Consider the following 22,621-nt stretch of genomic DNA (forward strand, 5'->3'; position numbering starts at 1 on the left):
GTCGTACCGTCGCGTCCCATGGCCGCGACAGGGCGCACCCAGTCCGTGCCCGTCGGCCTTGTCAGTCGTCGGCCTTGTACAGGTCGGTCTGGCCGTCCGATGCGGTCAGTCCACCGTCCACGGGTATGTGCACTCCGTTGAGGTAGCCGGCGTCACGACCGGCGAGGAACGCGATGACGGCCGCGACCTCGGCGGGCTCGGCCGGCCGGCCCATGGGTACGCGCTCGGCGAAGCGCTCGTGCAGTGGAGTTCCCTCGGCGAGTGCGGCGCGCAGGACCTGCCTGCTGAGCGTCACGCCGGGGTGAACGGCATTGACCCGGATCTCCCGGCCGTGATCCAGTGCCATCGAGTTGGTCAGGTTCACCAGCGCACCCTTGGTCATGTTGTAGGCGGCCTGGTTCCATTCACCGCGCAGCGCCGCCACGGATCCGACGTTGACGATGCATCCGCGCACTGCCCGCAGGTGGGGCAGTGCGGCTCGGGCGGCGAAGAAGGCGCCGTCGATATCGGTGCGCACCATGGTCCGATAGTCCTCCATGTCGATCTGCTCGACGGTGCCCGGAATCGCCACCCCCGCGTTGTTGACCAGCACGTCCAGGCGCCCGAACCGCTCGGCCACACCGTCCATGGCCGCGGTGACGGCGGCGAGGTCCGAGACGTCCGTTTCCTGATCCGCCACATCGGACGGCCCCTGCACTTCGAGACGGTGCCGGACACGAAAGCGAAGGTCCTCGTCCTACCCGCAGCCCTGCTCACACCACTGCTCGGGCCACGGCAGAGCATCACCGGGCCGGCGGACTGCGCCGAAGTACGCCTGCTGGCGGCCCACTCGAACATGATCTACGAGACGGTCACCGGTCTCGGGCCCGCGGGAGTGCAAGCCGCGCACAGCGCACTCATCGAGCTGGCCAAGGCGGTGGCGCGGCGCCGGGTCGACGACGCGGAGCCGCAGCTGGCTTCCGGCTGAGCGTCTCGGAGCTCGCCGCGTACTGGCAGTTCGCGGACAGCAGCCACATCATCCGGGCCTTCAAGAAGCGCTACGGCCTCACGCCCACCGAGTACGCCCGCTCCACCGTCCCGCCGGAGAACTGAGCGGCACACCGCACCGCGGTACGGACGGCCGGTCCTCCAGCCTGATCCGGCTCGCCACGGCGACCATCTCGCCAGTTACTGCTAGAGTCGAAGTTACTGGCTTCTATTTCAGAAGTAGCGACGGGAGCGGTGCCTACCGCGCCCGCACCCGGGATCGGAGCACCCCGTGACCACATCCATCAGCGAATCCCTCGAAGGCCGACGCGCCCTGGTCACCGGCGGCACCAAGGGCACCGGGGTCGCCATCGCCCGACGTCTCGCCGAAGCCGGCGCAACCGTGCTGGTCACCGCCCGAAGTCGCCCCGACGACGTCGAGGAGAAGGCCTTCATCGCCGCCGACCTGTCCACGGCTCAGGGCGCAGCCCACGTAGCCGCCGAGGTGGACGCCCGCGTGGGAGGCGTCGACATCCTGGTCAACACCCTCGGCGGCTCCGCGGCGCCGGCCGGAGGGTTCGCGGCACTCGGCGAGGACGACTGGTCCAGGGAGCTGAACACGAACCTGCTGGCCGCCGTCCGCCTGGACCGCGCACTCCTGCCGCACATGATCGCCATGGGCAAGGGCGCGGTCGTGCACGTCACCTCGATCCAGCGCCGCATGCCGCTGTGGAACGGCACCCTGGCCTACGCCGCCGCCAAGGCCGCCCTGACCACCTACAGCAAGGGCCTGGCCAACCAGGTCGCCCCGCACGGCGTCCGCGTCAACACCGTCTCGCCCGGCTTCGTCCAGACCTCGGCCGCCGACCACCTCGTCGCCCGGATCGCCCACGAAGCAGACATCACCCAGGAAGCGGCACTGGGCCGCCTCATGGACTCCCTGGGCGGCATCCCGCTCGGCCGCCCCAACCGGCCCGAGGAAGTCGCCGAACTCGTCGCCTTCCTCGTCTCCGACCGCGCCTCGGCCATCATCGGCGCCGAACACGTCATCGACGGCGGCACCACCCCCACCGTCTGACGCCGGGCGTCAGCGGTCCATCGGCGCTACTGCGCGCCGCGCGGCGGCAACCGCCGTGTGATCCGGCCGAACAGCTCTTCCAGCGGCTCGCCGATGTCCCGACCGAACTCGGTCAGGCCGTAGGTGACTTGGGGCGGGGTCGTCGGCTCGACCTCCCGCCAGACCAGGCCGTCCTGGACCAGCGCGCGCAGGGTCTGGGCGAGCATCTTCTCGCTGATGCCGTGGATGCTCTCGCGCAGCTCGTAGAACCGGAGGTTGTTGCTGCGCAGGGAGATCAACACCCAGATGCCCCACCTGCTGGTTACGTGGTCGACCACATCGCGCGCGGGGCAGTCGGTGTGAAACACCTCATACCGCTTCCCCGTCTCGACCTTCGTGAGCTGCGCACCTTCTGTCACGTGATGAGCTTACCCCGAGGTATGTCCTTACGAAAAGTAAGCCCGGCTCCTAGCGTGAAGACCACTGAGGGCATCGAACATCGAACAAGGAGCTGATCATGATCGTGGTGACCGGGGCTACGGGGAATGTCGGCCGGCCATTGACGCGGGTGTTGGCCGAGGCGGGCCAGCAGGTGACGGCCGTTTCACGGCACGCGGCGGCGGTGCCGGACGGCGTCCGCCACGTCGCGGCCGACCTGGCCGAGCCGGCCGGCCTTGAGCCGGCTCTGGCCGGGGCGAAGGCACTGTTCCTGCTGCTGTCCGGCGACATGCACGCCGCCGGAGCCGGCCCGGCCGACATCATCGCCGCAGCCGAGGCCGGCGGGGTCCGCCGGGTCGTCCTGCTCTCCACGCAAGGCGTGGCGACCAGGCCCTTCGGCGCTACGCGGATCGCGATGCGCGCGCTGGAGGACGTACTGCGGGAGTCCGGCCTGGAGTGGGCCATCCTGCGGCCGGGCGGCTTCGCCTCCAACGCCCTGTGGTGGGCCGATTCCATCCGCACGCGGGGCGTCGTCGCCGCGCCCTTCGGCGACGTCGGGGTGCCGATCGTCGACCCGGCGGACATCGCCGAGGCCGCGGCGGCCTGCCTGCTCGACGACCGCCACAGCGGCGGCGTGTACGAACTGACGGGCCCGGAGGTGATCACGCCGCGCCGGCAGACGGAGGCCATCGCCGCCGCGCTGGGCCGGCCAGTGCGGTTTCACGACCTCACCCGCGACGAGGCCAAGGCCGCCATGGCCCAGAGCATGCCGGCCGAGCTCGCCGAGGACACCCTGACCATCCTCGGTTCGCCGAACCCGGCCGAGCTGCGCGTCAGCCCGGACGTCGAGCGGGTCCTCGGCCGCGCCCCGCGCCCGTTCGCCGACTGGGCCGCCCGCAATATCGCCGCGTTCCGCTGAACCTGGGCAGCGGCGCGCCGAGCTCGCCGCCGACGGGGCGCGGGCTGGGCCTTGGCACGTCGTTTCGCCGGTGTCCGCGATCATGCGGAGGGAGCCCACTGCTCCAGCAGGGCGTCGGCGGTGGTGATCGTCGCGACGAGCGCCAGACAGTTGCGGATCACCTCGGCCGTGTACGCGGCGGGCACCCCCGCGATGGCGTCGGAGGGCACCACGACCCGGTAGCCGAGGTTGACGGCGTCGAAGACGGTGTTCGGGATCGCGATGTTCGAGGAGACCCCGGCGACGACGAGGGTACGGATGCCGAGATTGCGCAGCAGGGCGTCCACGTCGGTGCCGGCGATCGGTGAGAGGCCGTGCAGCCGGCGGACCACCAGGTCGTTCTCGGCCACCTCGATGGGGGCCGCCACCTCCACCGCCCGGCTCCCGGACAGCTGCCGGACGGGCAGCTTCCCGGCGGCCCGGAACAGCCGCGCGTTGTCGTTGGCCGCCAGCCCGTCCGGCCGCCGCTCGGCGATCGCGTGCAGCACCTGTACGCCGACCGCGTGAGCGGCGTCGACCAGCGCGGCCACCCGCCCCAGCATCCCCGAGTCCCGGGCCTCCTTGGCGAGCTCGGGCAGGGCACTCTCCTCGCCGACGACGCCGCTTTGGCACTCGACGGTGAGCAGCGCGGTGGTGGCGGGATCGAGTTCCGGCATGGCTCCCCCTGGCGTGACGACGATCGATCCCGCATGATTCCTGACACTCAGTCAGATGTGAAGGGGTGCGGGACGGATGGACGGATCACAGCGGCGGGGCCGCCGCATCATGATGACCGACGCGGAAGTGGACGCCTTCCTGCGCGAGCAGCGCACCTGCCGGGTGGCGACCGTCTCCGCGGACGGCCGCCCGCACGTGGGCGCCCTGTGGTTCGCCTGGGACGGCAGCTCTCTGTGGCTGTACTCGATCACGCGCAGCCGCCGCTGGTCGGACCTGCGCAAGGACTCGCGGATCTCGGTGGTCGTGGACGCGGGCGAGGCGTACGACGAACTGCGCGGGGTCGAACTCTCCGGCAGCGCCGTCTTCGTGGGCGAGGCCCCGCGCACGGGCGAACCCTGCCCGGAGCTGGCCGAGGCGGAACGGCTCTTTCCGGCAAAGAACTTCGGCATCGAGGAGATGCCGCACGACGGCCGCCACGCCTGGATCCGCCTCACCCCGGAGTCGATCGTCTCCTGGGACTTCCGCAAGCTCTGACGTACCGCTCCGCCTACTCCGCCTACCCCACCAACTCCACCGCGGCGGCGGCCTGCCCCAGCGCCTCCACGGCGGCCCGGATCGAGGGCCGCCGGTCCGCGTCCGCCCGCCAGACGACGTACACGTGACGCCGGACGGCGTCGCTCACCGGCAGCAGCCGGACCCCGGCCGGCACCGGACCGCGCCCGAGCCGGGGCGCCACGCACACCCCGAGCCCCGCCTCCACGAAGGCCAGCTGGGTGTGGTGCTCCTCGGCGATGTGCGCGATGCGCGGCTCGACGCCGGTTCCGCGCAGTGTGTACACGAGCCACTCGTGACAGAACTGCCCCTCGTTCCAGGAGATCCAGTCGTCGTCGGCGAACTCGGCCAGCGAGATCCGGTCGCGGTCGGCCAGCCGGTGGCCGGCCGGCACGGCGATGTCGCAGGAGTCGTCGAGCAGGTGCGCCCGCGTGAGCTCGGCGGGGACCGGCATCCGCTTGTTGTGCCAGTCGATGGCCAGCGCCAGGTCGAGGTCCCCGCGCACGACCGCAGCCATGCTGTCCTCGGGCTCCTGCTCCCGTACCAGGGCCCGCAGTTCGGGATGTCCGGCGCGCAGGGCGGTCAGCGCCTGGGGCAGCAGCCCGCGCATGGCGGTCGGGAAGGCGCCGATCCGCAGCTCACCGACGGCGCAGCCCCGCTGGGCCTCCACGTCGGCCTGGGCGAGCTCGACCTGGGAGATGATCCGGGCCGCATGATCGGCGAGCAGCCGTCCGGCGTCCGTGAGCCGGACCCCTCGGCCGTTCTTGGCCAGCAGCGGCTGGCCGACCTCCCGCTCCAGCTTGGCCATCTGCTGCGAGACGGCGGAGGTCGTGACGTGGAGCCCGTCGGCCGCTCCGCTGACCGAGCCGTGACGGGCGAGGGCATCGAGGGTGCGCAGGCGCTCCAGGTTCAACATGTAAGCAATGCTACGCCGTCGCTGCGAAGAAATCTCGCTTGTCCTACGTAGTTGAGCGGAGCAGAGTTCTCCTCATGAGCGCACCCGCCACCCCTCGCCCCACCCTCTCCCCGCCGGTCACCCCCGCCCGCACCGCCCGTGTGGACTGGCGGCTCCGCTTCGCGATCCTCTCGGTGGTCTGGGGCTTCAGCTTCCTGCTGATCAAGGTGGGGACGGAGGCCTACGCCCCCTTCCAGGTCGCCCTCGGCCGGGTACTGTCCGGAGCGCTCGCCCTGCTGGCCGTGCTCCTGGTCCGCCGCGAGCCGCTCCCCCGGGGCCGCCGCACCTGGGGCCACCTGTTCGTGGCGGCGCTCCTGCTCAACACCGCCCCCTTCTCGCTGTTCTCGTACGCCGAGCTGAGCATCCCGTCGAGCCTGGCCGGGATCTGCAACGCCACCTCGCCGCTGTGGGGCATGGCGCTGTCGCTGGTGGCCCTGTCCGAGGACCGCCCGACGCGCCGCCGCTTCGCCGGCCTGGGCCTGGGCTTCCTCGGCGTCCTGACGGTCCTCGGAGCCTGGCAGGGCTTCTCGGGCATCGACGCCAAGGGCACCGCGCTCGCCCTGCTCGCCTCGCTCTGCTACCCGATCGGCTGGATCTACGTCCGGCGCACGCTGGCCTCGGTCCCGGGCTCGCCGGTGGCGCTGACCGGCGCGCAGCTGATGCTGTCCACGCTCCAACTGCTGGTGGTGAGCGCCGCGTTCACCTCGGCTCCCACCTCGTTCCCGCTCTGGCCGACGCTGTCGGTGGTCGCACTGGGCGCCCTGGGTACGGGAATGGCCCTGCAGATGCAGTACGGGCTGGTGACGGAGGTCGGCCCGACCACGGCCCAGATGGTCACGTACTTCATCCCGGTCATCGCCACCACGGCGGGCGTCCTGCTCCTCGGCGAACAGCTCCACTGGAACACCCCGGTGGGCGCGGCGATCGTCCTGGCGGGGGCGGCGCTGACCCAGACGCGGCGCCGCTAGCCCGCGGGGCGCGGGTGCCTACCCGCAGTCGCCGAGGATCGGCCCCGAACCGTCGGGCGTGTTGGTGGTCCACAGCATGAACAGCTCCAGCAGGATCGCCACGACGTTGAGCAGGGCGACGACGAAGGCCAGGAGTCCCGGCCAGGTGTCCCAGATCCGGACCCCACAACGCCGCCGGATCCACCGGGCGAGCAGCAGGCAGACGAGCATGGCTGACAGCCCGAGGACCGGACCCGCCCACGCGAAGACGTACTCCACCTTCGGGAAGGGCATGTGCCGACAGGCCGCCTGCTGCCGGTGCACCCATGCCATGTCGATGTCCTCGACGTGCAATGAGGAGAGCACGCCGAGCACAGCCACGACCGGCACGAGCAATGCCGTGATCACCATGCCGGGGGTGACCGTGCGGCCTCGCGAGGCGGCGGGCGAGGTGGCGGCGGAAGAAATGTCCATCAGTACCAATTCGGGTGCGGTCGGACGATGTGGATGCGCTGCTCGCCATGGTTCCGGGTGGCAACGTGCTCGCGACTTTCCAGACTCACGTTCTGGAACGAGCTGGTGTGCTGGCTCAACTTGACGTCGCCGTCAGGGGTCACCGAGGTCACCACGGCAGCGTGGTAGATCTCCCCCGGTGGTTCGTCCGGGTCGGGAGCGATCTGCTCGTAGAAGATCACGTCGCCGGGACGCGCTTCCGATCGCGTGACCTCCTCACCGCCGTTGTGCAGGAGAAAGCCGTGCAGGTCTTTGGCCAGGCCCCAAGAGCGGGAGTGGTAGACCCGGCGGTCGATCCTGTCCACCCCCACACCGCTCTCCCGCCCCCAGGTGTTGTCCCCGCCGGGCCCCAGCCAGAAGTCGAACTTCTTCTGCATCCCGCCGGCCTCCAGGGCCGACGATGTGAAATTGGCACAGTTGTTCTTGAAATCGAGGTCGTCCTTCTTGTCCCAGTGGTCCAGCGCGTACCGCACCATCTCGACCCGGTCGATCTTGCCGTCGGGCCCGCGGAGCTCGCGTCCGACCTCGGGCGGCAGGCCCTTGAGGTCGGCGAGGGTCACGGGATCGGCCCGCATGAGGTCCTTCTGCTGTTGCGGGGTCAGGCCGTCCCACCAGGCGCGCTGGAGGTGCGGGTCCCTCCCCACCGGGATGTCCGCCCTGAGCATGTCGAATTCGATGTGGGACGCCTCGACCAGGATCTCATTGTGCGCCTGTGAGGTGTCGGCGACATTGATGGTCGTCGCCAGCTTGTCCAGCTCGGCGGAGGCTTTCCCGTCCGCCTGAGAAGCCTCGCGCAGGGCTTCCTCTATCAGCGCGTTGACCTCGGAGATGTGGCCCAGTTCCTTGGTGTAGGCGTCGCGCACGTTCTGCGGGACGTTCGGGCCGACGGGTGCGGCGCCCGTGTACGCGCCCACCGCGTGACCGTCCTGGATGCTCAGCCCGTGTTCCCTCGCCAGCTCGGCCGCGTGGAAGAGGGTGCGCTGGGCGAAGCCCATGGAATGGGCCAGGGCGTCGAGGACCATGGCGACACCCTTCATGATGTCGCCGCCGGACTCCAGACGGTCGGCGAGGTCCTCCAGGCGCTTGCCGGCCTGCTTGCCGGTGGCGTCCGCCCAGTGGTCATCGAGGGGCTTCTTGCCCTGCGCGCGGATGTCCTCGCAGGCGGAAGAGGAGCGCCGGGCAAGGTCGACCCAGTCGTCCGCGGCCTTCTGCCACTGGTCCACGCGGCAGTCGTACAGGTCGTGATAGGCGACCACGGGTCAGTTCCTCCCGAAGTCGGCGAGGCCGTGCCGGAGCCTGCCGAAGGCGTCCCTCGCCTGGGCATCGGTGGTGTCGTAGGCGTTGGCCGTGGTGTGGAGGTTGTCGGCCATGGTGTTCATCTGCTTTCCCAGGTCGACCATGTGGTCCTCCCACGCGGTCGCACACCGCTTCAACGCCCCCGCGGAGGCCCAGCCGTGGTGCCCATCGGCTGCCGTGTCGCTCGAATCGAGGGACTTGCGGAGGTTCTCCAACGCCTTCTCGGCAGCCGCGTCGGCACCACCCGCGCTTTGCCGCACGTAGTACGTCTTGACGTCTATGTCCACGCATTCCCCCATGAGTTGTTCCCGAACAGCCTAACTTCGCTCATGCGTGCGTTTTGTCAGCAACGCGGCGAGTCCTCAGGCTCTTCGGGCAGGAGGGGCCGTGGCCGGGTGGGCCGTCAGTCGAAGCGGCCGCCCGGCGTGCGGCGGACCGACGCCGCCACCGCCGCCGCCAGCCCCGGCACCTCGCCCGGCCGTACGGCCGAGACCGTGATCCGTACGCCCGGCCCCGACTCCACCCGGAACCGGCTGCCCGGGGCCACCGCCCAGCCCGCGGCCAGCAGCCGCGTCACCGCCCCGGTCTCATCGGCGACCGGCACCCACACGTTCATCCCGCTGCGCCCGTGCGCCTGCACGCCCTGCTCCCGCAGCGCCGCGACCAGCGCGTCCCGCCGCTCCGCGTAGGAGCGCGCGACCGCCGCCCGGTCCACCGCGTCCGAGGTCCACAGCTCGACCACCGCGTACTGGAGCAGTCGGCTCACCCACCCCGGGCCCAGCCGCTGGCGCCCCCGTACCCGGTCCAGGGTCACGGCGTCGCCGGTCAGCACCGCCAACCGCAGGTCCGGCCCGTACGCCTTCGCCGTCGACCGGACCAGCGCCCAGTGCCGGGTCACTCCGCCGAGCGAGTGAAGCGGCAGGTCCACGATGGCGTGCCCGTGGTCGTCGTCGACCACCAGCACCTCCGGATGCCGGGCCAGCACGCCGCGCAGCTCCACCGCCCGCTCGGCGCTGACGGCCGCCCCGGTCGGGTTCTGCGCCCGTGCCGTCACCAGCAGCGCCCGCGCGCCCTCCGCGAGCACCCGCTCCACCGCGGAGACGACCGGCCCATCGTCGTCCACCGCCACCGGTACGACCCGCAGTCCCAGCGCCGCCGCCAGGTCCAGCACGCTCCCCCAGCCCGGGTCCTCGATCGCCACCGCGTCCCCCGGCCGCAGATGCGCGGCCAGCACCCGCTCGATCCCGTCCAGTGCGCCCGAGGTCACCCCCACCGGCCCGGCGGGAACACCGTCTGCGTCGAAGTCGGCCCGGGCCAGCCGCTCCAGCTCCGGCACCACCGGGTCGTCCCCGTACAGCGTCGGCGCCTGCGCGTACCGCCGCGCGGCCCCGGCCAGGGCGTCCTCCAGCGAGGGCAGCAGCCGTACGTCCGGATTCCCGGACGCGACGTCCCGCGCCCCCGGCGGCACCGCCACCCGCAGCTCGTCGCGCGGCGCGCTCGCCGGCCGGCCCCTGACCCGGCTGCCGCGCCGCCCGTCGGTCTCGATGACCCCGCGCTCGCGCAGCGTCCGGTAGGCGGCGGCCACGGTGTTCGGGTTCACCCCGAGCAGACCCGCGAGCTCCCGCATCGGAGGCAGCAGCGCTCCGGGCGCCAGCGCGCCCGATCCGACGCCCGCCTCGACACTCGCCGCGATATCCGATGCGCGGCGCCCTGTGATCCGATACTCTCCTAGCACAAACCCAAGTATGCACTAGTACAACGGAGCGCGCACCATGACCGCCACCACCGACACGCAAGAGATGCCCGAGACGAACGGGACGACGGGCGCGAGCGGGGCGACCGCGGCGACCGGCGGCGGCTACGAGCCCACCGACCGCACCGTCCCGAGCCGCTCCCGCGAGCGGGCGCGCTACGACCGCGAGACCGTCCACTCGATACTCGACCAGGCCTACGTCTGCCACCTCGGCTTCGTCCGCGACGGCGCACCGGTGGTCCTGCCGACCCTGTACGGCCGGGTCGGCGAGACCCTCTACGTCCACGGCTCGACCGGCTCGCGCCCGCTGCTCGCCGCCGGTCAGGCCGACCCGGGACTGCCCGTCTGCCTGACCGTGACGCACGTGGACGGCCTGGTGCTGGCGCGGTCCGCCTTCCACCACTCGATCAACTACCGCTCGGTGATCGTGCACGGCACCGCCTACCAGGTGACCGACGAGGCCGAGCGCCGGATGGCCCTCGACGCCCTCGTCGACCACGTGGTTCCGGGCCGCTCGGCCGACTCCCGGCCCGCCAACGCCAAGGAGCTCGCCGCCACCGCGGTGATCCGCCTGGACCTGAACGAGGTCTCGGCGAAGCTCCGTACGGGCGGTCCCCACGACGAGCCCGAGGATCTGGGCCTGCCCTACTGGTCGGGCGTGGTCCCGGTCGCACCGGTGCACGGCACCCCGATCCCGGCCGACGACCTGGCCCCCGGCATCGCCACCCCGGACTACCTCGCGGCGCTCTGAGCCCCGCGGGGCTCATCCGGCTCACGCGACTCACGCAGCCCACGAGGCGCACGGGCGGGCCGGACCCCCGGCCCGCCCGCAGGATCGCCCGCAGGCCTGCCCGCCTCCGCCGCGATCAGCGCACCCACCGCCGTCAGCAGCAGTACGGTCCCCAGCACCACGGCCCCGGTCAGCCGCTCCCCGAGCACCAGCACGGCGATCACGGCCGCGCTGACCGGCTCGATCAGCATGATCACGGACACGGTCGCGGCCCGCACCGCGGCGGCCCCGGTGAAGTACAGCGCGTACGCCAGCGCCGTCGGCACCGTGGCCACGTACACCAGCAGCCACAGCACCCGCCCGAGCTCGGCGGTGTGCGGCACCAGCCCCTCCGCCGCGGCGAGCGGCAGCAGGCACACCGTGCCCACCGCGACCGACCAGGCGGTGGTGACCAGCGGGTCCCCGCCCGCCCCGCGCCGCCCCAGCCAGCGGGCACGCAGCGTCATGCCGGCGTACCCGGCGGCCGACAGCAGGGCCCAGCCGACGCCGAGCGGCCGCACCTCGCCGCCCCCACCGCCCAGGACGAGCACGGCGAGTCCGGCGAGCGCCCCGACGACGGCGGCCACGCCGCCCCGGCCGAGCCGCTCGCCCATCCAGTACCGCGCCCCGACCGCGATCAGCACCGGCCCGGCGCCGAGGGTGACGACCGTGCCGACCGCCAGGCCCGTCTCGCGCACGCCGCCGAAGTACGCGGACTGGAAGAGCGTGAACATCAGGCCGGTCCCGATCAGCGAGGCCACCGACGGCCGCGCCGCGGCCCGCGCCGCAGCCGCCGCGCCCCGGGGCCGGCGTACGGCGAGCACCCCCAGCAGCACCACCAGCCCGCCGGCGCACCGCCAGAACGACAGGGCGAGCGGGCCGAGGTCACTGGCCAGGAAGAGGAGGGAGGCGGCCGCCCCGGCGGTGCCCCAGGCAGCTCCGGCGACGACCAGGTACAGCAGACTGCGCCCTGAAGCGGGCGAAGGATTCGACACGAGTGTGCTCCGCGCATGCGTGAAGGATGAAAGGGAAGGTCATCGCTTCGCGGGCAGCGCGGATCGGCCCGGGAACTCCCCGGGGCGGATCCTCGTCGGAAGGGCGGCTGCCCGCGGCTACGCGGCGGGAGGCGGAAGCACGGTCGAATGCATGATCGCCACCTTAGGCTCTCGTCGTCTCGCGGTCCAGAACGGCCGCGTCCGGATCGGCCGCCCCCGGCGGCGTCGGCCGCGCGGACTGCGCGATGAAGGCCCCGCCCAGCACCAGCGCACCGCCGACGATCTGCGGGGTCGACAGGTGCTCGCCGAGCAGGATCCACGCGAACACGGTGGCCACGACCGCCTCCAGGCAGGCGACGACCCCGGCCACCTGCGGCGAGAGCTTGCGCACCGAGACCACGCCGGTCAGGTACGCGAAGACCGTCGCGATCAGCACCACCCAGCCGAGCAGGACCCACGCGGGCACCCTCAGGTCCCCCATCGCGGCGTACCCGCTCAGCACCTGCCAGTCCATCTGCCACGGCCGCGCGATCACCGTCATCACCAGCGCGCCGACGAGCATGCCGTACGCGATCACGCCGATCGGGTCGGGCACGTCGTCCTCGGCGCCGCCGTCGGCGCCATGGTCCGCGAACACGAAGTAGAAGGCCTGGCAGCAGGCGGCGGCGAGACCGAGCAGCACGCCGAGCGGATCCAGGCTCAGCCCGGACCAGATCTCCACCACGCAGGCCAGCCCCACGACGGCGACGGCGGCGCCTGCCGCGGCGGCCCGCGTCACCGGCTTGCGCTGCACGAAGCGGATCCAGCCGAGCAGCAGCGCCGGGCCGAGGTACTCCAGCAGCAGGGCCACGCCGACCGGGATCCGCGACAGGGAGGCGAAGTAGAAGGCCTGCACGCCCGCGACCGCGACGATCCCGAACCCGGCGAGCAGCAGGGGTTTGCGCAGCAGGAGATCGCGGTGCCGCCAGGCCAGCGGGGACAGCACCAGCGCCGCCCCGGCCACCCTGAGCCAGACCATGTGCAGCGGGTCCAGACCCGCCTCGATCAGCGGCTTCGCCGCCACACCGGAACCACCGAACGCAACCGCCGAGACGAGCGCGAGGCCCAGTCCGGCGTTTCTCCCTGACGCTTGCATCGGGCCATCATGGCAGGGCCGGTCAGCACCGTCACAGGCATGACACCTGTTGAGACGGATCCGAGACCGGGCGTGACCGGGCCGATCGTTTCTGACAGGTCGTCAGTATTGAATGTTCCGCCCGCCGGGGCTACGTTCCGCCGCACGTACCCGACGAGAAGGGGTGGCCGCATGGCCGAAGTGACCGCGGAATCACGCATCGAGGCGTCCGCCGCGAAGGTCTGGGCCCAGCTGACGGACTGGGCGGCGTACGGCGAGTGGAGCATGACCCACACCAATTTCCCCAAGGGCGGCCCCGAGACCCTCGCGGTCGGGGCGACCTTCGTGGAGAACATGAAGATGATGGGCTTCCCGGCCGAGGTCGCCTGGACCGTCTCGGAGCTGGAGGACGAACGCGTCTTCGCCATCACGGGCAAGGGCCCGATGGGCGTGGCCATCCTGACCCGGTACACCCTCGTCCCCGACGGCGCGGCCACCACGGTCCGCATCGACGGCGAGTTCAACGGGGCCGCCGTCTCCCTCATGGCGGGCAAGCTCAAGGACTCGGCCACCGCCGCGCTGAACGAGTCGCTCCGCAAGCTCGCCGGCCTGGTCGCCTGACCCCTCCCCGCCGGGTACCCGGATACGGCGGCGCGCCCCGCGAGAGGACTCGCGGGGCGCGCCGTTTTCATTTCGCCGGCCGGCTCAGTGCTCGTCGGCCAGGATCAGGTAGAGCTTCTTGCGGGCGTCGTTGATGACCGCGAGGGCCTTCTCGCGCTGCTCGGCCGAGCCGGTCTTGAAGACCTGGCCGAAGGCCTCGAACAGGCCGATGCCGGCCGTCCGGACCTCGTGCATCGCCTCGAAGTCGACCCCGCGCCCGGCGTCGGCCCAGGGGGCCTCGGAGCCGGACTCGGCCTCGGTGCGGCCGGCGTCGGTGAGCGTGAACAGCTTCTTGCCGCCCTCGCTCTCGCTGGAGATGAGCCCCTCGTCCTCGAGCAGCTGGAGGGTCGGGTAGACCGATCCCGGGCTGGGCTTCCAAGCCCCGCCGCTGCGCTCGCCGATCTCCTGGATCATCTCGTAGCCGTGCATCGGCCGGTCCTTCAGCAACGCCAGGATCGAGGCGCGCACGTCTCCGCGCCGGGCCCGGCCGCGCGGTCCGCCGCGTCCGCCGCGCCCGCCCCAGGGGCCGCCGCCGAAGGGCGGCCCGAACGGGCCGAAGGCAGCGCGCCGCCCCTTGAACTCCTCCCGACGATCGGGCCCGCAGTGGCCGTGGCCCCGTCCGTGCTCGTGTTCGTGCTGTCCGTGTGAACGCATGACTGCGCTCCTTTCGTCTTTCGGTTTCATGTCATCGCTCTTGCGATGCCTCTACTATCGCTGACCCATCGCGATGCGTCAACGATATATCGGAAACTCTCAACGAACACGCGCCTGACCAGGCCAGTCATCTGCGATTGGCCTTTGTCGACGATCGAGAAACGGCCCTACCGTCGGTGCATGCGCCTCCGAATCGTCGACGCCTTCACCGACCGTCCCTTCCGCGGCAACCCCGCCGGAGTCGTCCTCCTCGACGGCGAGTTCCCCCCGGACGCCTGGCTTCAGCAGGTCGCCGCCGAGGTCAACCTCTCCGAGACCGCCTTCGCCCGTCCGCTGCCGCCCGGCGGGGACGCCGACTGGTCCCTGCGCTGGTTCACCCCCACCGCCGAGGTCGACATGTGCGGCCACGCCACGCTGGCCACGGCGCACGTGATCACGACGAGCGGGCTGGCCACGGGGCTGATCCGGTTCTCCGCGCGGTGCGGCATCCTCACCGCCGAGACCGCCGGGACCGCCGCCGGGACCGCCGAGGGCGGCGCGATCACCATGGACTTCCCGACGTCCTCGCTCACACCGGTGGAAGCGGACCCCGCCGTACGGATCGCCCTCGGCGCGGAGATCAGGTCCGTCCACGACACGTCCGAGCACATCGGCGACCTGCTCGTCGAGCTGGCGGACGAGCGGGCCGTACGGGAGCTCACCCCCGACCTCACAGCCCTGCGCGGCCACGCCCGCCGCGGGGTCATCGTCACCGCGGCCGCCGAGGACCCCTCCCGCGGGTACGACTTCGTCTCCCGCGGCTTCTTCCCGGCCTTCGGGATCGACGAGGACCCGGTCACCGGCAGCGCCCACACCGCGCTCGCCCCGTTCTGGGCCGCCCGGCTGGGCCGTACCTCACTCGTCGGCCTCCAGGGCGGGGCGCGCACCGGACGCGTCGCCGTCCGGCTGGCCGGCGACCGTACGCTCCTGACCGGCAACGCGGTCACCGTCATCGACGGCGAACTGCTCGCCCGCCCCTGACGGACGGAAGCCCACACCCACACCCACGCCCACGCCCACGCCCACGCCTACGGCGTCGGCAGCCAGCCCACCTTGCCCGCGAGCAGCGCGTACCCGCCGAAGGCCACGATGTCGAGCAGCGCGTGCGCGACGACGAGCGGCCCCACCCGGCCCCAGCGGCGGTAGGCCAGCACGAAGACGACGCCCATCACCATGTTGCCGAGGAAGCCGCCGATGCCCTGGTAGAGGTGGTACGAGCCGCGCAGCACCGCGCTGGCCAGCAGCGCGGCCATCGGCGACCAGCCCAGCTGGTCGAGCCGGCGCAGCAGATAGGCCAGCACGATGACCTCCTCCACCACCGCGTTCTGCAGGGCGGAGAGGATCAGCACGGGGAACTTCCACCACACGTCGGGCAGCGCCTCCGGCACCACCGTGAGGTTGAACCCGCTCGCCCGCGCCGCCAGGTAGAAAGCCAGCCCCGCGCTCCCGATCCCGGCCGCGACCAGGGCTCCGCGCCCCAGGTCCCAGCCGGGCCGGGTGCGGTCGAAGCCCAGCACCCGCAGCCCCGGCGCGCCCTCCCGGGTCAGCAGGTGGGCGACCAGCAGCACCGGCACCAGCGCGGTGCCGATGCCGAACAGCTGCCAGGCCAGGTCCAGCCACGGCCGGCCGGGGGCGTACGAACTGTTGAGCGTGGCGGCCTGGTCCTTGAGGCCGCCGGGCTTGGTCAGCGAGCCGATGAAGCTGATCAGCGAGGAGCAGGCGCTCGCCCCCAGCGACAGCGCCAGCACGAGCAGCGTCTCGGTGCGCAGGACCCCCCGCCCGTCCTCGTGCAACGCCTTGACCACCGGTTCCGGCTCCGCCCGCACGTCCGACTCCCGTCCCGCCGTTCCGCCTCGTCCACCCCATACTGCCTCTTCGGCAGGGGAAGGGGATCACCGGACCCGGAACGCGGGCGGCGGCGGTGCCGTGGCCGGCCCGGCGAGCCGGGCCCGCACGGGTTCGGCGCCGGTTCGGCAGCGGTTCAGCGCCGCGCCGGCACCGCGGCGCTCACCTCCTCGTCCGCCAGCCCGACCGGCCACGTGTGCACGGGGTCGCCCTTGTGCATCAGCTCGCTGTAGCGCCGGGTGATGGCGGCCAGCGCCTCGTCCCGTCCCATCCCGGACGCGAGCGCCCGGTGGTAGGTGTCCACCTGCCAGGTCGCCCCGTTGACCCGCCGCTGGCAGCGCTCCTCGATGATGCCGAGGTAGTGGTCGCGGTCGGCGGGCTCGATGCCCCACGCGTCCAGCCCGGCCGCAGCCATCGGCAGCAGCTCGTCCAGGACCAGGCGTACGGCGGACACCCCGGCCAGGCCTCCGCCCCGGCCCCGGCGCGGCCAGCGCAGCCGCGCGTCGATGCCGTACCGGCAGGCCGCGTCGAAGTTGGCCTCCGCCTCGGCGAACGGCAGCCGCGTCCACACCGGCCGCTGCTCGTCGGCGAGGGTCCGCACGAGCCCGTAGTAGAAAGCCGCGTTCGCCACCACGTCGGCGACCGTCGGCCCGGCCGGCAGCACCCGGTTCTCCACCCGCAGGTGCGGCATCCCGTCGGCGACCCCGTACACGGGCCGGTTCCACCGGTAGACCGTGCCGTTGTGCAGGACCAGCTCCTGCAGGCTCGGCACCCCGCCCTCGGCGAGCACGCGCAGCGGCTCCTCCTCGTCGCAGATGGGCAGCAGGGCCGGGAAGTACCGGACGTTCTCGGCGAAGAGCTCGTACGCCGACTCCACCCAGCGCTCCCCGAACCAGGTCCGCGGCCGCACCCCCTGGGCCTGCAGCTCGGGCGGCCGGGTGTCGGTGGCCTGCGTGAAGAGCGGCGGCCGCGACTCCCGCCACAGCTCGCGCCCGAACAGGAACGGCGAGTTGGCACCGACGGCTATCTGTACGGCGGTCACCGCCTGCGCCGCGTTCCACACGTCGGCGAACCGGCCCGGCGTCACCTGAAGATGCAGCTGCACGGAGGTGCAGGCGGCCTCCGGGACGATCGACCCGGTGCTCCAGGTGAGCCGCTCGACCCCGTCGATGTCGAGCAGGAAGTCCTCGCCTCGCATCATCAGGATCTGCTCGTTCAGCAGCGAGTAGCGGTCCACCGCGGAGAGGTTGGCGGTGACCAGGTCGGAGCGGGTGATCGTCGGCAGGATGCCGATCATCACCACCCCGGCGTCTATCTCCGCTGCCTGCCGGTGGGCGTAGCCGAGCCCCGCGCTCAGTTCCTCGGCGAGCTGGTCGAAAACCCGCCCGCCGAGCCGGTGCGGAAGTACGTTCACCTCCAGGTTGAACATTCCGAGCTCGGTCTGGAAATCCTGGCTCGCTATCCGCTCCAGAACCTGCGCATTCACCATTCTCGGCAACCCGTCGGAACCCGCCAGATTCAGCTCGATCTCCAGCCCCATCATGTTCTTGGGACGATCGAACCTCTTCTCCGCCAGAAGCCGCTCCAGCCCCTCCAGGCACTCGTGGAGCTTCCTCCGATACTTCTGCCGATCGGACAGGTCGAATCCGCCCGCCACGACCTTCTCCCCCATCGGAGCGTCCCTCCTCGATTGCGCCCGGCCCATGCCACCCAGGCGCGTGTGTACGGTCGATGATGCCCCGGAGGCGAGATCGCTAACGCAGCGGGGGCGTGCGTGGCGGGGAGCGCGCGCCGGTTTGGCCGAAGGGCGCTATGGCACATTCACTTGGCAAGACGTCGTATGCAAATTCCGCATGGGTTTTGCCGGTTCCGGATAATGGACGCTTTCCAGCCGAGCCCCCGTCCGGTAACCTCCGAGGTCAGCGCGGATTGTTCGCGTGCAACCGGCATGAAAGCCATGTCAGCGGGACCGGTAAGCGCCTTGTCGGCAATAGGCGGGACAGCTAGCCGAAACACTGCGTGAACACATGTCGTATAAACTCCGCAAACGAGGCAGAGAGTTGGCGCGCGGCCATTGCCCCTCAGCCCCCCTCTGGCCCCAGAATGCGACAGCGCCGTCCGCACCTGCCCCGTTCCACAGGTCTCCCAAGTGAGAGGCGACCCACCATGCCGCTGCATGTCCCTCCGGCTCCCGCGCCCGCCCTGCGCAGCGTCCTCGCGGCACTCGGTTCCCCCACCGCCGTCCACGAGGCGCACACTCCGGCCCTGCGCGCGCTGCAGGGCCCGATGACCGCCGAACTGCCGCTGCCCGTCCACGTCCTGGACCGGCTGAACATCTCCCAGCTGGCAGCGGGGGGCCGCCCGCCCCGCACCCGGCTGACCGCCTGGCGGTTCCTGATCCGCAGCGGCGACCGCTACGTCGCGGCCGCGGACACCCGGCTGACACCGGACGGCTGGGTCTTCTCCCATTTCTTCGAGGGTCCCTACGTCGCGGCCACCGAACGCGCCCTGCGCCAGGCGGAATCGCTCGGCAAGAGCTACCAGCCGCGACTGCTGTCCGTACCGGAGCTGTACATGCTGACGCTGTGGCTGCACGGGGCGGTCGGCGCCGACGCCTCCGCCGGGCTGCCCGCCGCCGCGGATCTGCTGGTGCCGCTGGCTCCGGCCCCGCCCGGCATCGCCCCGTACCGGCCGCACCCGGTGTCCGAACTGCTGCCCGTGATGACGCACCGGCTCACTCCGCCGAGCCCGCCGGTCCCGCCGTCGCTGGCCGCGCCGGCCGCCTGAGGGGGTTCCGGGCCGCGGTGCGGCGGGTCTGAGCAGGTGCGTTCCCTGCCGGTGGTCCGTACGACCCATTCGGCCTAGCCCAGTCGGGCCACCCCCGAACCATCCGAAATGACAGGGGAGTTGACCTGAACCGCCCGCACGAGTGATGCGTCATCAATCTATGAGGACAGCTGCCGGGAAATCCCTGCGGACGCAACTCCGGAGGGCAACACTGGGACCCTGACCAAACCAAGACGTTGATACGGGGGGCGGCCATGAACAAAGCTTCGAGCCGCAGCACACAGACCACATCGCAGCGAAAGAACGCATCCATGTGCCAGCACCAGCCAGCGTGCCCGTCAGCCGACTCCGCCGACCGGGAGGCCGCCAAGCCGTTGGCCAACCACCCGGAACAGGGCTGGAGCCTGCTGTGCAACGGCGTCCTGCTCTTCGAGGACACCGGTGAGCTGCTGCCGGACGGCCAGATCATCGCCCCGCACCGCCCGCTCGCGGCGGCGCACGTGATGAAAGCGGCCTGACCGGCGGCAGCACGGAACGAACGGGAAGCGCGCGGAAGAGTACGACGAAGGGGCCGGCCCGGGAATCATTCTCCCGGACCGACCCCTTCGTCATGCCGTCATGTCATACGGACATGTCAGGTCGCTCCACGGGCGCGGCGCCCCGCGGATCAGTTGTCGTACTCGTCCAGCGGCGGGCAGGAGCAGACCAGGTTGCGGTCGCCGAAGGCACCGTCGATGCGGCGCACCGGCGGCCAGTACTTCTCCGCAGCCGTGACCCCACCGGGGAAGACGGCCTCGTCGCGGCTGTACGGGTGGTTCCACTCGCCGCCGAGCGCCGCCGCCGTGTGCGGGGAGTTGGCCAGCGGGTTGTCGTCCACCGGCCACTCGCCGCCCGCGACCCGGTCGATCTCGCCGCGGATGGCGATCATCGCGTCGCAGAAGCGGTCGATCTCGGCGAGGTCCTCGGACTCCGTCGGCTCGATCATCAGCGTGCCGGCCACCGGGAAGGACATGGTCGGCGCGTGGAAGCCGTAGTCGATGAGGCGCTTGGCGATGTCGTCGACGCTGACGCCCGTCGCCTTCGACAGCGGGCGCAGGTCGATGATGCACTCGTGCGCGACCAGGTTGCCCGGGCCGGTGTAGAGCACCGGGTAGTGCGGCTCCAGGCGCTTGGCGATGTAGTTCGCGCCGAGCACCGCCACCTGGGTGGCGCGCTTGAGGCCCTCGCCGCCCATGAGGCGCACGTACGACCAGGAGATCGGCAGGATGCCGGCCGAGCCCCACGGCGCCGCCGAGATCGGGCCGACGCCCGTCTCCGGGCCCGCGGTCGGCTGGAGCGGGTGGTTCGGCAGGTACGGGGCCAGGTGCGCCCGGACACCGACCGGGCCGACGCCCGGGCCGCCGCCGCCGTGCGGGATGCAGAAGGTCTTGTGCAGGTTCAGGTGCGAGACGTCGCCGCCGAAGTGACCCGGCTTGGCCAGGCCCACCAGGGCGTTGAGGTTGGCGCCGTCCACGTAGACCTGACCGCCGGCCTCGTGCACCTGGGCGCAGATGTCGGCGACGTGCTCCTCGAACACACCGTGCGTCGAGGGGTACGTGATCATCAGCACGGAGAGCTCGTCGCGGTACTGCTCGATCTTGGCGCGCAGGTCGGCCGCGTCCACCTCGCCGTCGTCGGCGGTCTTGACGACGACGACCTTCATGCCGGCCATCACGGCGCTGGCGGCGTTGGTGCCGTGCGCGGAGGACGGGATGAGGCAGACGGTGCGCTGCTCGTCGCCGTTCGCCCGGTGGTAGGCGCGGACGGCCAGCAGGCCGGCGAGCTCACCCTGGGAGCCGGCGTTCGGCTGGATGGAGACCTTGTCGTAGCCGGTGACCTCGCAGAGACGTTCCTCCAGCTCGGTGATGAGCGTGAGGTACCCCTCGGCCTGCTCGACCGGGGCGAACGGGTGCATCTGGCCGAATTCGGGCCAGGTGACCGACTCCATCTCGGTGGTCGCGTTGAGCTTCATGGTGCAGGAGCCCAGCGGGATCATGCCGCGGTCCAGCGCGTAGTCCTTGTCCGCCAGCTTGCGCAGGTAGCGCAGCATCGCGGTCTCGCTGCGGTGCTGGTGGAACACCGGGTGCGCCAGGTAGTCGTCCGAGCGCAGCAGGGCCTCGGGCAGCGCGTCGGCCGTGGTCTCGTCCAGCGCCTCGATGTCGGCGCTCACGCCGAAGGCGGCCCAGACCGCCTCGATGCCGGCGCGCAGCGTCGTCTCGTCGCAGGAGACGGAGACGTGGTCGGCGTCGACCTGGAACAGGTTGACCCCGCCCTCGCGGGCGGCGGCGACGACCTCGGCGGCCTTGCCGGGCACCCGGGCGGTGAGGGTGTCGAAGTACGAGCCGTGCACCAGCTCGACGCCGCCGGCCTTGAGACCGGCCGCGAGCAGGGCCGCGTAGCGGTGCGTCCGGCGGGCGATCGTACGCAGGCCGTCCGGGCCGTGGTAGACGGCGTACATGCCGGCCATGACGGCGAGCAGCACCTGCGCGGTGCAGATGTTGCTGGTGGCCTTCTCGCGGCGGATGTGCTGCTCGCGGGTCTGCAGGGCCAGGCGGTACGCCTTGTTGCCGTCCGCGTCCACGGAGACGCCGACGAGGCGGCCCGGCAGCGAGCGGGCGTGCTTGTCCTGGACGGCCATGTAGCCGGCGTGCGGGCCGCCGAAGCCCATCGGGACGCCGAAGCGCTGGGTGGTGCCGACGGCGATGTCCGCGCCGAGCGCGCCCGGGGAGGTCAGCAGGGTCAGCGCGAGCAGGTCGGCCGAGACGGCGACGATCGCCCCGAGGCCGTGCGCCTGGTCGATGACCGGCTTGATGTCCCGTACGGCACCGGAGGCGCCCGGGTACTGGACGAGCACACCGTAGACGCCGCGCTCGGCGACCTCGGCCGGGATGCCCTCGGACAGGTCGGCGACGACGATCTCGACGCCGATCGGCTCGGCGCGGGTCTCGATCACGGCGATCGTCTGCGGCAGCGCGTCGGCGTCGACGAGGAAGATGTTGCCCTTGGACTTGCCGACGCGGCGGGCCAGCGTCATGGCCTCGGCGGCCGCGGTGCCCTCGTCGAGCAGGGAGGCACCGGAGGTCGGCAGGCCGGTGAGGTCGGCGACGACGGTCTGGAAGTTGAGGAGCGCCTCCAGGCGGCCCTGCGAGATCTCGGGCTGGTAGGGCGTGTACGCCGTGTACCAGGCCGGATTCTCCATCACGTTGCGCAGGATCACCGGCGGGGTGAAGGTCCCGTAGTAGCCGAGACCGATCATCGGGGTGAGGACCTGGTTGCGGTCGGCGAGCGAGCGGAGCTCGGCCAGCACCTCGGCCTCGGTTCGCGCCTCGGGCAGGTTCAGCGCCTCGGCGCTCTTGATCACATCCGGTACCGCGGCGGCGGTCAGTTCGTCCAGCGAGCCGTAGCCCACGTGGGCGAGCATCTTCGCCTGCGCCTCGGCATCCGGGCCGATGTGGCGCTGCTCGAAGGGGATGCCTCGCTCCAGCTGGGAGAGCGGAATGCGGTTGGCGGTCATGTACGGAGGCCTCCTGGGTCGTACGACCTGCGAGGGGCACCACGGCGCGGGCACCCGGACGGCCTCCCCCTCTGTCATCTCAACCTGAGAGCTTCACCGGAGTCGCGGGGGTG

The 22,621-nt window shown here is 71.7% G+C and carries 25 protein-coding genes; 11 read left to right on the forward strand and 14 right to left on the reverse strand.

Features of this window, described 5'->3' with window-relative positions:
• Positions 1-61: 61 nt before the first annotated feature.
• Entirely contained in the window at positions 62-679 is a 618-nt protein-coding gene (locus OG509_RS07525; RefSeq protein WP_406181145.1) for an SDR family NAD(P)-dependent oxidoreductase, read from the reverse strand.
• A gap of 27 nt (positions 680-706) precedes the next feature.
• Between OG509_RS07525 and OG509_RS07530 the strand changes: the two genes are divergently transcribed.
• The 3 genes from OG509_RS07530 (at position 707) to OG509_RS07540 (ending at position 2,044) form a co-directional block, all read left to right on the forward strand.
• Complete coding sequence (locus OG509_RS07530) at positions 707-967, forward strand: hypothetical protein (protein ID WP_406181147.1); 261 nt, start codon at positions 707-709, stop codon at positions 965-967.
• Complete coding sequence (locus tag OG509_RS07535) at positions 964-1,092, forward strand: helix-turn-helix domain-containing protein (RefSeq protein ID WP_406187501.1); 129 nt, start codon at positions 964-966, stop codon at positions 1,090-1,092. Before OG509_RS07530 ends, OG509_RS07535 begins: the two co-directional genes overlap by 4 nt.
• 166 nt (positions 1,093-1,258) lie before the next feature.
• Positions 1,259-2,044 carry an SDR family oxidoreductase gene (locus OG509_RS07540; RefSeq protein WP_406181149.1) on the forward strand — a complete coding sequence of 262 codons (786 nt, stop codon included), beginning with the start codon at positions 1,259-1,261 and terminating at the stop codon, positions 2,042-2,044.
• A 26-nt stretch (positions 2,045-2,070) separates the two neighbouring features.
• Here the strand turns inward: OG509_RS07540 and OG509_RS07545 are convergent, their stop codons facing one another.
• The gene (locus OG509_RS07545) at positions 2,071-2,442 is read right to left on the reverse strand and encodes a winged helix-turn-helix transcriptional regulator (protein WP_406181151.1); all 372 of its coding nucleotides are present in this window, start codon (positions 2,440-2,442) and stop codon (positions 2,071-2,073) included.
• A 98-nt stretch (positions 2,443-2,540) separates the two neighbouring features.
• On the opposite strand from OG509_RS07545, the gene OG509_RS07550 reads away from it, so the two are divergent.
• The gene (locus OG509_RS07550) at positions 2,541-3,380 is read left to right on the forward strand and encodes an SDR family oxidoreductase (protein ID WP_406181153.1); all 840 of its coding nucleotides are present in this window, start codon (positions 2,541-2,543) and stop codon (positions 3,378-3,380) included.
• 80 nt (positions 3,381-3,460) lie between these two features.
• Here OG509_RS07550 and OG509_RS07555 read toward each other — a convergent pair whose 3' ends face one another.
• Positions 3,461-4,075: a cysteine hydrolase gene (locus OG509_RS07555; protein ID WP_406181155.1), complete on the reverse strand. Its 615-nt coding sequence runs from the start codon at positions 4,073-4,075 to the stop codon at positions 3,461-3,463.
• 76 nt (positions 4,076-4,151) lie between these two features.
• Between OG509_RS07555 and OG509_RS07560 the strand changes: the two genes are divergently transcribed.
• On the forward strand, positions 4,152-4,610 hold the full coding sequence (locus OG509_RS07560; protein ID WP_406181157.1) for a pyridoxamine 5'-phosphate oxidase family protein: 459 nt from the start codon (positions 4,152-4,154) through the stop codon (positions 4,608-4,610).
• A gap of 22 nt (positions 4,611-4,632) precedes the next feature.
• Here the strand turns inward: OG509_RS07560 and OG509_RS07565 are convergent, their stop codons facing one another.
• The gene (locus tag OG509_RS07565; protein WP_406181159.1) at positions 4,633-5,544 is read right to left on the reverse strand and encodes a LysR substrate-binding domain-containing protein; all 912 of its coding nucleotides are present in this window, start codon (positions 5,542-5,544) and stop codon (positions 4,633-4,635) included.
• A gap of 74 nt (positions 5,545-5,618) precedes the next feature.
• On the opposite strand from OG509_RS07565, the gene OG509_RS07570 reads away from it, so the two are divergent.
• Positions 5,619-6,551, forward strand: a complete 933-nt coding sequence (locus OG509_RS07570; protein ID WP_406181161.1) for a DMT family transporter — start codon at positions 5,619-5,621, stop codon at positions 6,549-6,551.
• Positions 6,552-6,569: 18 nt separating this feature from the next.
• Here OG509_RS07570 and OG509_RS07575 read toward each other — a convergent pair whose 3' ends face one another.
• The 4 genes from OG509_RS07575 to OG509_RS07590 form a co-directional block, all read right to left on the reverse strand.
• Positions 6,570-7,004: a hypothetical protein gene (locus OG509_RS07575; RefSeq protein WP_406181163.1), complete on the reverse strand. Its 435-nt coding sequence runs from the start codon at positions 7,002-7,004 to the stop codon at positions 6,570-6,572.
• On the reverse strand, positions 7,004-8,299 hold the full coding sequence (locus tag OG509_RS07580) for an amidase domain-containing protein (RefSeq protein ID WP_406181165.1): 1,296 nt from the start codon (positions 8,297-8,299) through the stop codon (positions 7,004-7,006). The genes OG509_RS07575 and OG509_RS07580 overlap by 1 nt, the downstream gene beginning before the upstream one ends.
• Before the next feature lie 3 nt (positions 8,300-8,302).
• Positions 8,303-8,626 (reverse strand): type VII secretion target, encoded by a 324-nt coding sequence (locus tag OG509_RS07585; protein ID WP_406181167.1) that lies wholly within the window; start codon positions 8,624-8,626, stop codon positions 8,303-8,305.
• 116 nt (positions 8,627-8,742) lie between these two features.
• Positions 8,743-10,074, reverse strand: coding sequence for an aminotransferase class I/II-fold pyridoxal phosphate-dependent enzyme (locus OG509_RS07590; protein ID WP_406181169.1), 1,332 nt, complete (start codon positions 10,072-10,074; stop codon positions 8,743-8,745).
• A 64-nt stretch (positions 10,075-10,138) separates the two neighbouring features.
• On the opposite strand from OG509_RS07590, the gene OG509_RS07595 reads away from it, so the two are divergent.
• On the forward strand, positions 10,139-10,843 hold the full coding sequence (locus tag OG509_RS07595; RefSeq protein ID WP_406187502.1) for a pyridoxamine 5'-phosphate oxidase family protein: 705 nt from the start codon (positions 10,139-10,141) through the stop codon (positions 10,841-10,843).
• Here the strand turns inward: OG509_RS07595 and OG509_RS07600 are convergent.
• Both OG509_RS07600 and OG509_RS07605 read right to left on the reverse strand, forming a co-directional pair.
• Positions 10,825-11,856 carry a DMT family transporter gene (locus OG509_RS07600; RefSeq protein WP_406181171.1) on the reverse strand — a complete coding sequence of 344 codons (1,032 nt, stop codon included), beginning with the start codon at positions 11,854-11,856 and terminating at the stop codon, positions 10,825-10,827. The two genes, OG509_RS07595 and OG509_RS07600, sit on opposite strands and share 19 nt — an antisense overlap.
• 163 nt (positions 11,857-12,019) lie before the next feature.
• Entirely contained in the window at positions 12,020-12,991 is a 972-nt protein-coding gene (locus OG509_RS07605; RefSeq protein WP_406181173.1) for an EamA family transporter, read from the reverse strand.
• A 171-nt stretch (positions 12,992-13,162) separates the two neighbouring features.
• Between OG509_RS07605 and OG509_RS07610 the strand changes: the two genes are divergently transcribed.
• Complete coding sequence (locus tag OG509_RS07610) at positions 13,163-13,591, forward strand: SRPBCC family protein (RefSeq protein WP_030158395.1); 429 nt, start codon at positions 13,163-13,165, stop codon at positions 13,589-13,591.
• An 84-nt stretch (positions 13,592-13,675) separates the two neighbouring features.
• Here the strand turns inward: OG509_RS07610 and OG509_RS07615 are convergent, their stop codons facing one another.
• Positions 13,676-14,284 (reverse strand): PadR family transcriptional regulator, encoded by a 609-nt coding sequence (locus OG509_RS07615; RefSeq protein WP_385591484.1) that lies wholly within the window; start codon positions 14,282-14,284, stop codon positions 13,676-13,678.
• Positions 14,285-14,464: 180 nt separating this feature from the next.
• On the opposite strand from OG509_RS07615, the gene OG509_RS07620 reads away from it, so the two are divergent.
• The gene (locus OG509_RS07620; RefSeq protein ID WP_406181175.1) at positions 14,465-15,304 is read left to right on the forward strand and encodes a PhzF family phenazine biosynthesis protein; all 840 of its coding nucleotides are present in this window, start codon (positions 14,465-14,467) and stop codon (positions 15,302-15,304) included.
• 47 nt (positions 15,305-15,351) lie between these two features.
• Here OG509_RS07620 and OG509_RS07625 read toward each other — a convergent pair whose 3' ends face one another.
• On the reverse strand, positions 15,352-16,149 hold the full coding sequence (locus OG509_RS07625; RefSeq protein WP_385591479.1) for a CPBP family intramembrane glutamic endopeptidase: 798 nt from the start codon (positions 16,147-16,149) through the stop codon (positions 15,352-15,354).
• Between the two features lie 155 nt (positions 16,150-16,304).
• Positions 16,305-17,840, reverse strand: a complete 1,536-nt coding sequence (locus tag OG509_RS07630) for a glutamate-cysteine ligase family protein (RefSeq protein WP_406181176.1) — start codon at positions 17,838-17,840, stop codon at positions 16,305-16,307.
• A gap of 494 nt (positions 17,841-18,334) precedes the next feature.
• Here OG509_RS07630 and OG509_RS07635 point away from each other — a divergent pair, with 494 nt between their 5' ends.
• Both OG509_RS07635 and OG509_RS07640 read left to right on the forward strand, forming a co-directional pair.
• Positions 18,335-18,955: a hypothetical protein gene (locus tag OG509_RS07635; RefSeq protein ID WP_134068362.1), complete on the forward strand. Its 621-nt coding sequence runs from the start codon at positions 18,335-18,337 to the stop codon at positions 18,953-18,955.
• A 311-nt stretch (positions 18,956-19,266) separates the two neighbouring features.
• The gene (locus tag OG509_RS07640; protein ID WP_030158404.1) at positions 19,267-19,473 is read left to right on the forward strand and encodes a DUF5999 family protein; all 207 of its coding nucleotides are present in this window, start codon (positions 19,267-19,269) and stop codon (positions 19,471-19,473) included.
• A 149-nt stretch (positions 19,474-19,622) separates the two neighbouring features.
• On the opposite strand, the gene gcvP is transcribed toward OG509_RS07640, so the two are convergent.
• Complete coding sequence (gene gcvP, locus OG509_RS07645) at positions 19,623-22,508, reverse strand: aminomethyl-transferring glycine dehydrogenase (protein WP_406181179.1); 2,886 nt, start codon at positions 22,506-22,508, stop codon at positions 19,623-19,625.
• Positions 22,509-22,621 lie beyond the last annotated feature (113 nt).

It is taken from the genome of Streptomyces sp. NBC_01006 (assembly GCF_045162725.1).
Taxonomy (GTDB): domain Bacteria; phylum Actinomycetota; class Actinomycetes; order Streptomycetales; family Streptomycetaceae; genus Streptomyces.

Excerpts from the sequence above, each read along its gene's own strand:
- OG509_RS07550 (WP_406181153.1), top strand. The coding sequence starts at position 2,541 with ATGATCGTGGTGACCGGGGCTACGGGGAATGTCGGCCGGCCATTGACG.
- OG509_RS07555 (WP_406181155.1), bottom strand. The coding sequence starts at position 4,075 with ATGCCGGAACTCGATCCCGCCACCACCGCGCTGCTCACCGTCGAGTGC.
- OG509_RS07560 (WP_406181157.1), top strand. The coding sequence starts at position 4,152 with ATGGACGGATCACAGCGGCGGGGCCGCCGCATCATGATGACCGACGCG.
- OG509_RS07565 (WP_406181159.1), bottom strand. The coding sequence starts at position 5,544 with ATGTTGAACCTGGAGCGCCTGCGCACCCTCGATGCCCTCGCCCGTCAC.
- OG509_RS07570 (WP_406181161.1), top strand. The coding sequence starts at position 5,619 with ATGAGCGCACCCGCCACCCCTCGCCCCACCCTCTCCCCGCCGGTCACC.
- OG509_RS07575 (WP_406181163.1), bottom strand. The coding sequence starts at position 7,004 with ATGGACATTTCTTCCGCCGCCACCTCGCCCGCCGCCTCGCGAGGCCGC.
- OG509_RS07595 (WP_406187502.1), top strand. The coding sequence starts at position 10,139 with ATGCCCGAGACGAACGGGACGACGGGCGCGAGCGGGGCGACCGCGGCG.
- OG509_RS07605 (WP_406181173.1), bottom strand. The coding sequence starts at position 12,991 with ATGCAAGCGTCAGGGAGAAACGCCGGACTGGGCCTCGCGCTCGTCTCG.
- OG509_RS07610 (WP_030158395.1), top strand. The coding sequence starts at position 13,163 with ATGGCCGAAGTGACCGCGGAATCACGCATCGAGGCGTCCGCCGCGAAG.
- OG509_RS07615 (WP_385591484.1), bottom strand. The coding sequence starts at position 14,284 with ATGCGTTCACACGGACAGCACGAACACGAGCACGGACGGGGCCACGGC.
- OG509_RS07620 (WP_406181175.1), top strand. The coding sequence starts at position 14,465 with ATGCGCCTCCGAATCGTCGACGCCTTCACCGACCGTCCCTTCCGCGGC.
- OG509_RS07630 (WP_406181176.1), bottom strand. The coding sequence starts at position 17,840 with ATGGGGGAGAAGGTCGTGGCGGGCGGATTCGACCTGTCCGATCGGCAG.
- OG509_RS07635 (WP_134068362.1), top strand. The coding sequence starts at position 18,335 with ATGCCGCTGCATGTCCCTCCGGCTCCCGCGCCCGCCCTGCGCAGCGTC.
- OG509_RS07640 (WP_030158404.1), top strand. The coding sequence starts at position 19,267 with ATGTGCCAGCACCAGCCAGCGTGCCCGTCAGCCGACTCCGCCGACCGG.
- gcvP (WP_406181179.1), bottom strand. The coding sequence starts at position 22,508 with ATGACCGCCAACCGCATTCCGCTCTCCCAGCTGGAGCGAGGCATCCCC.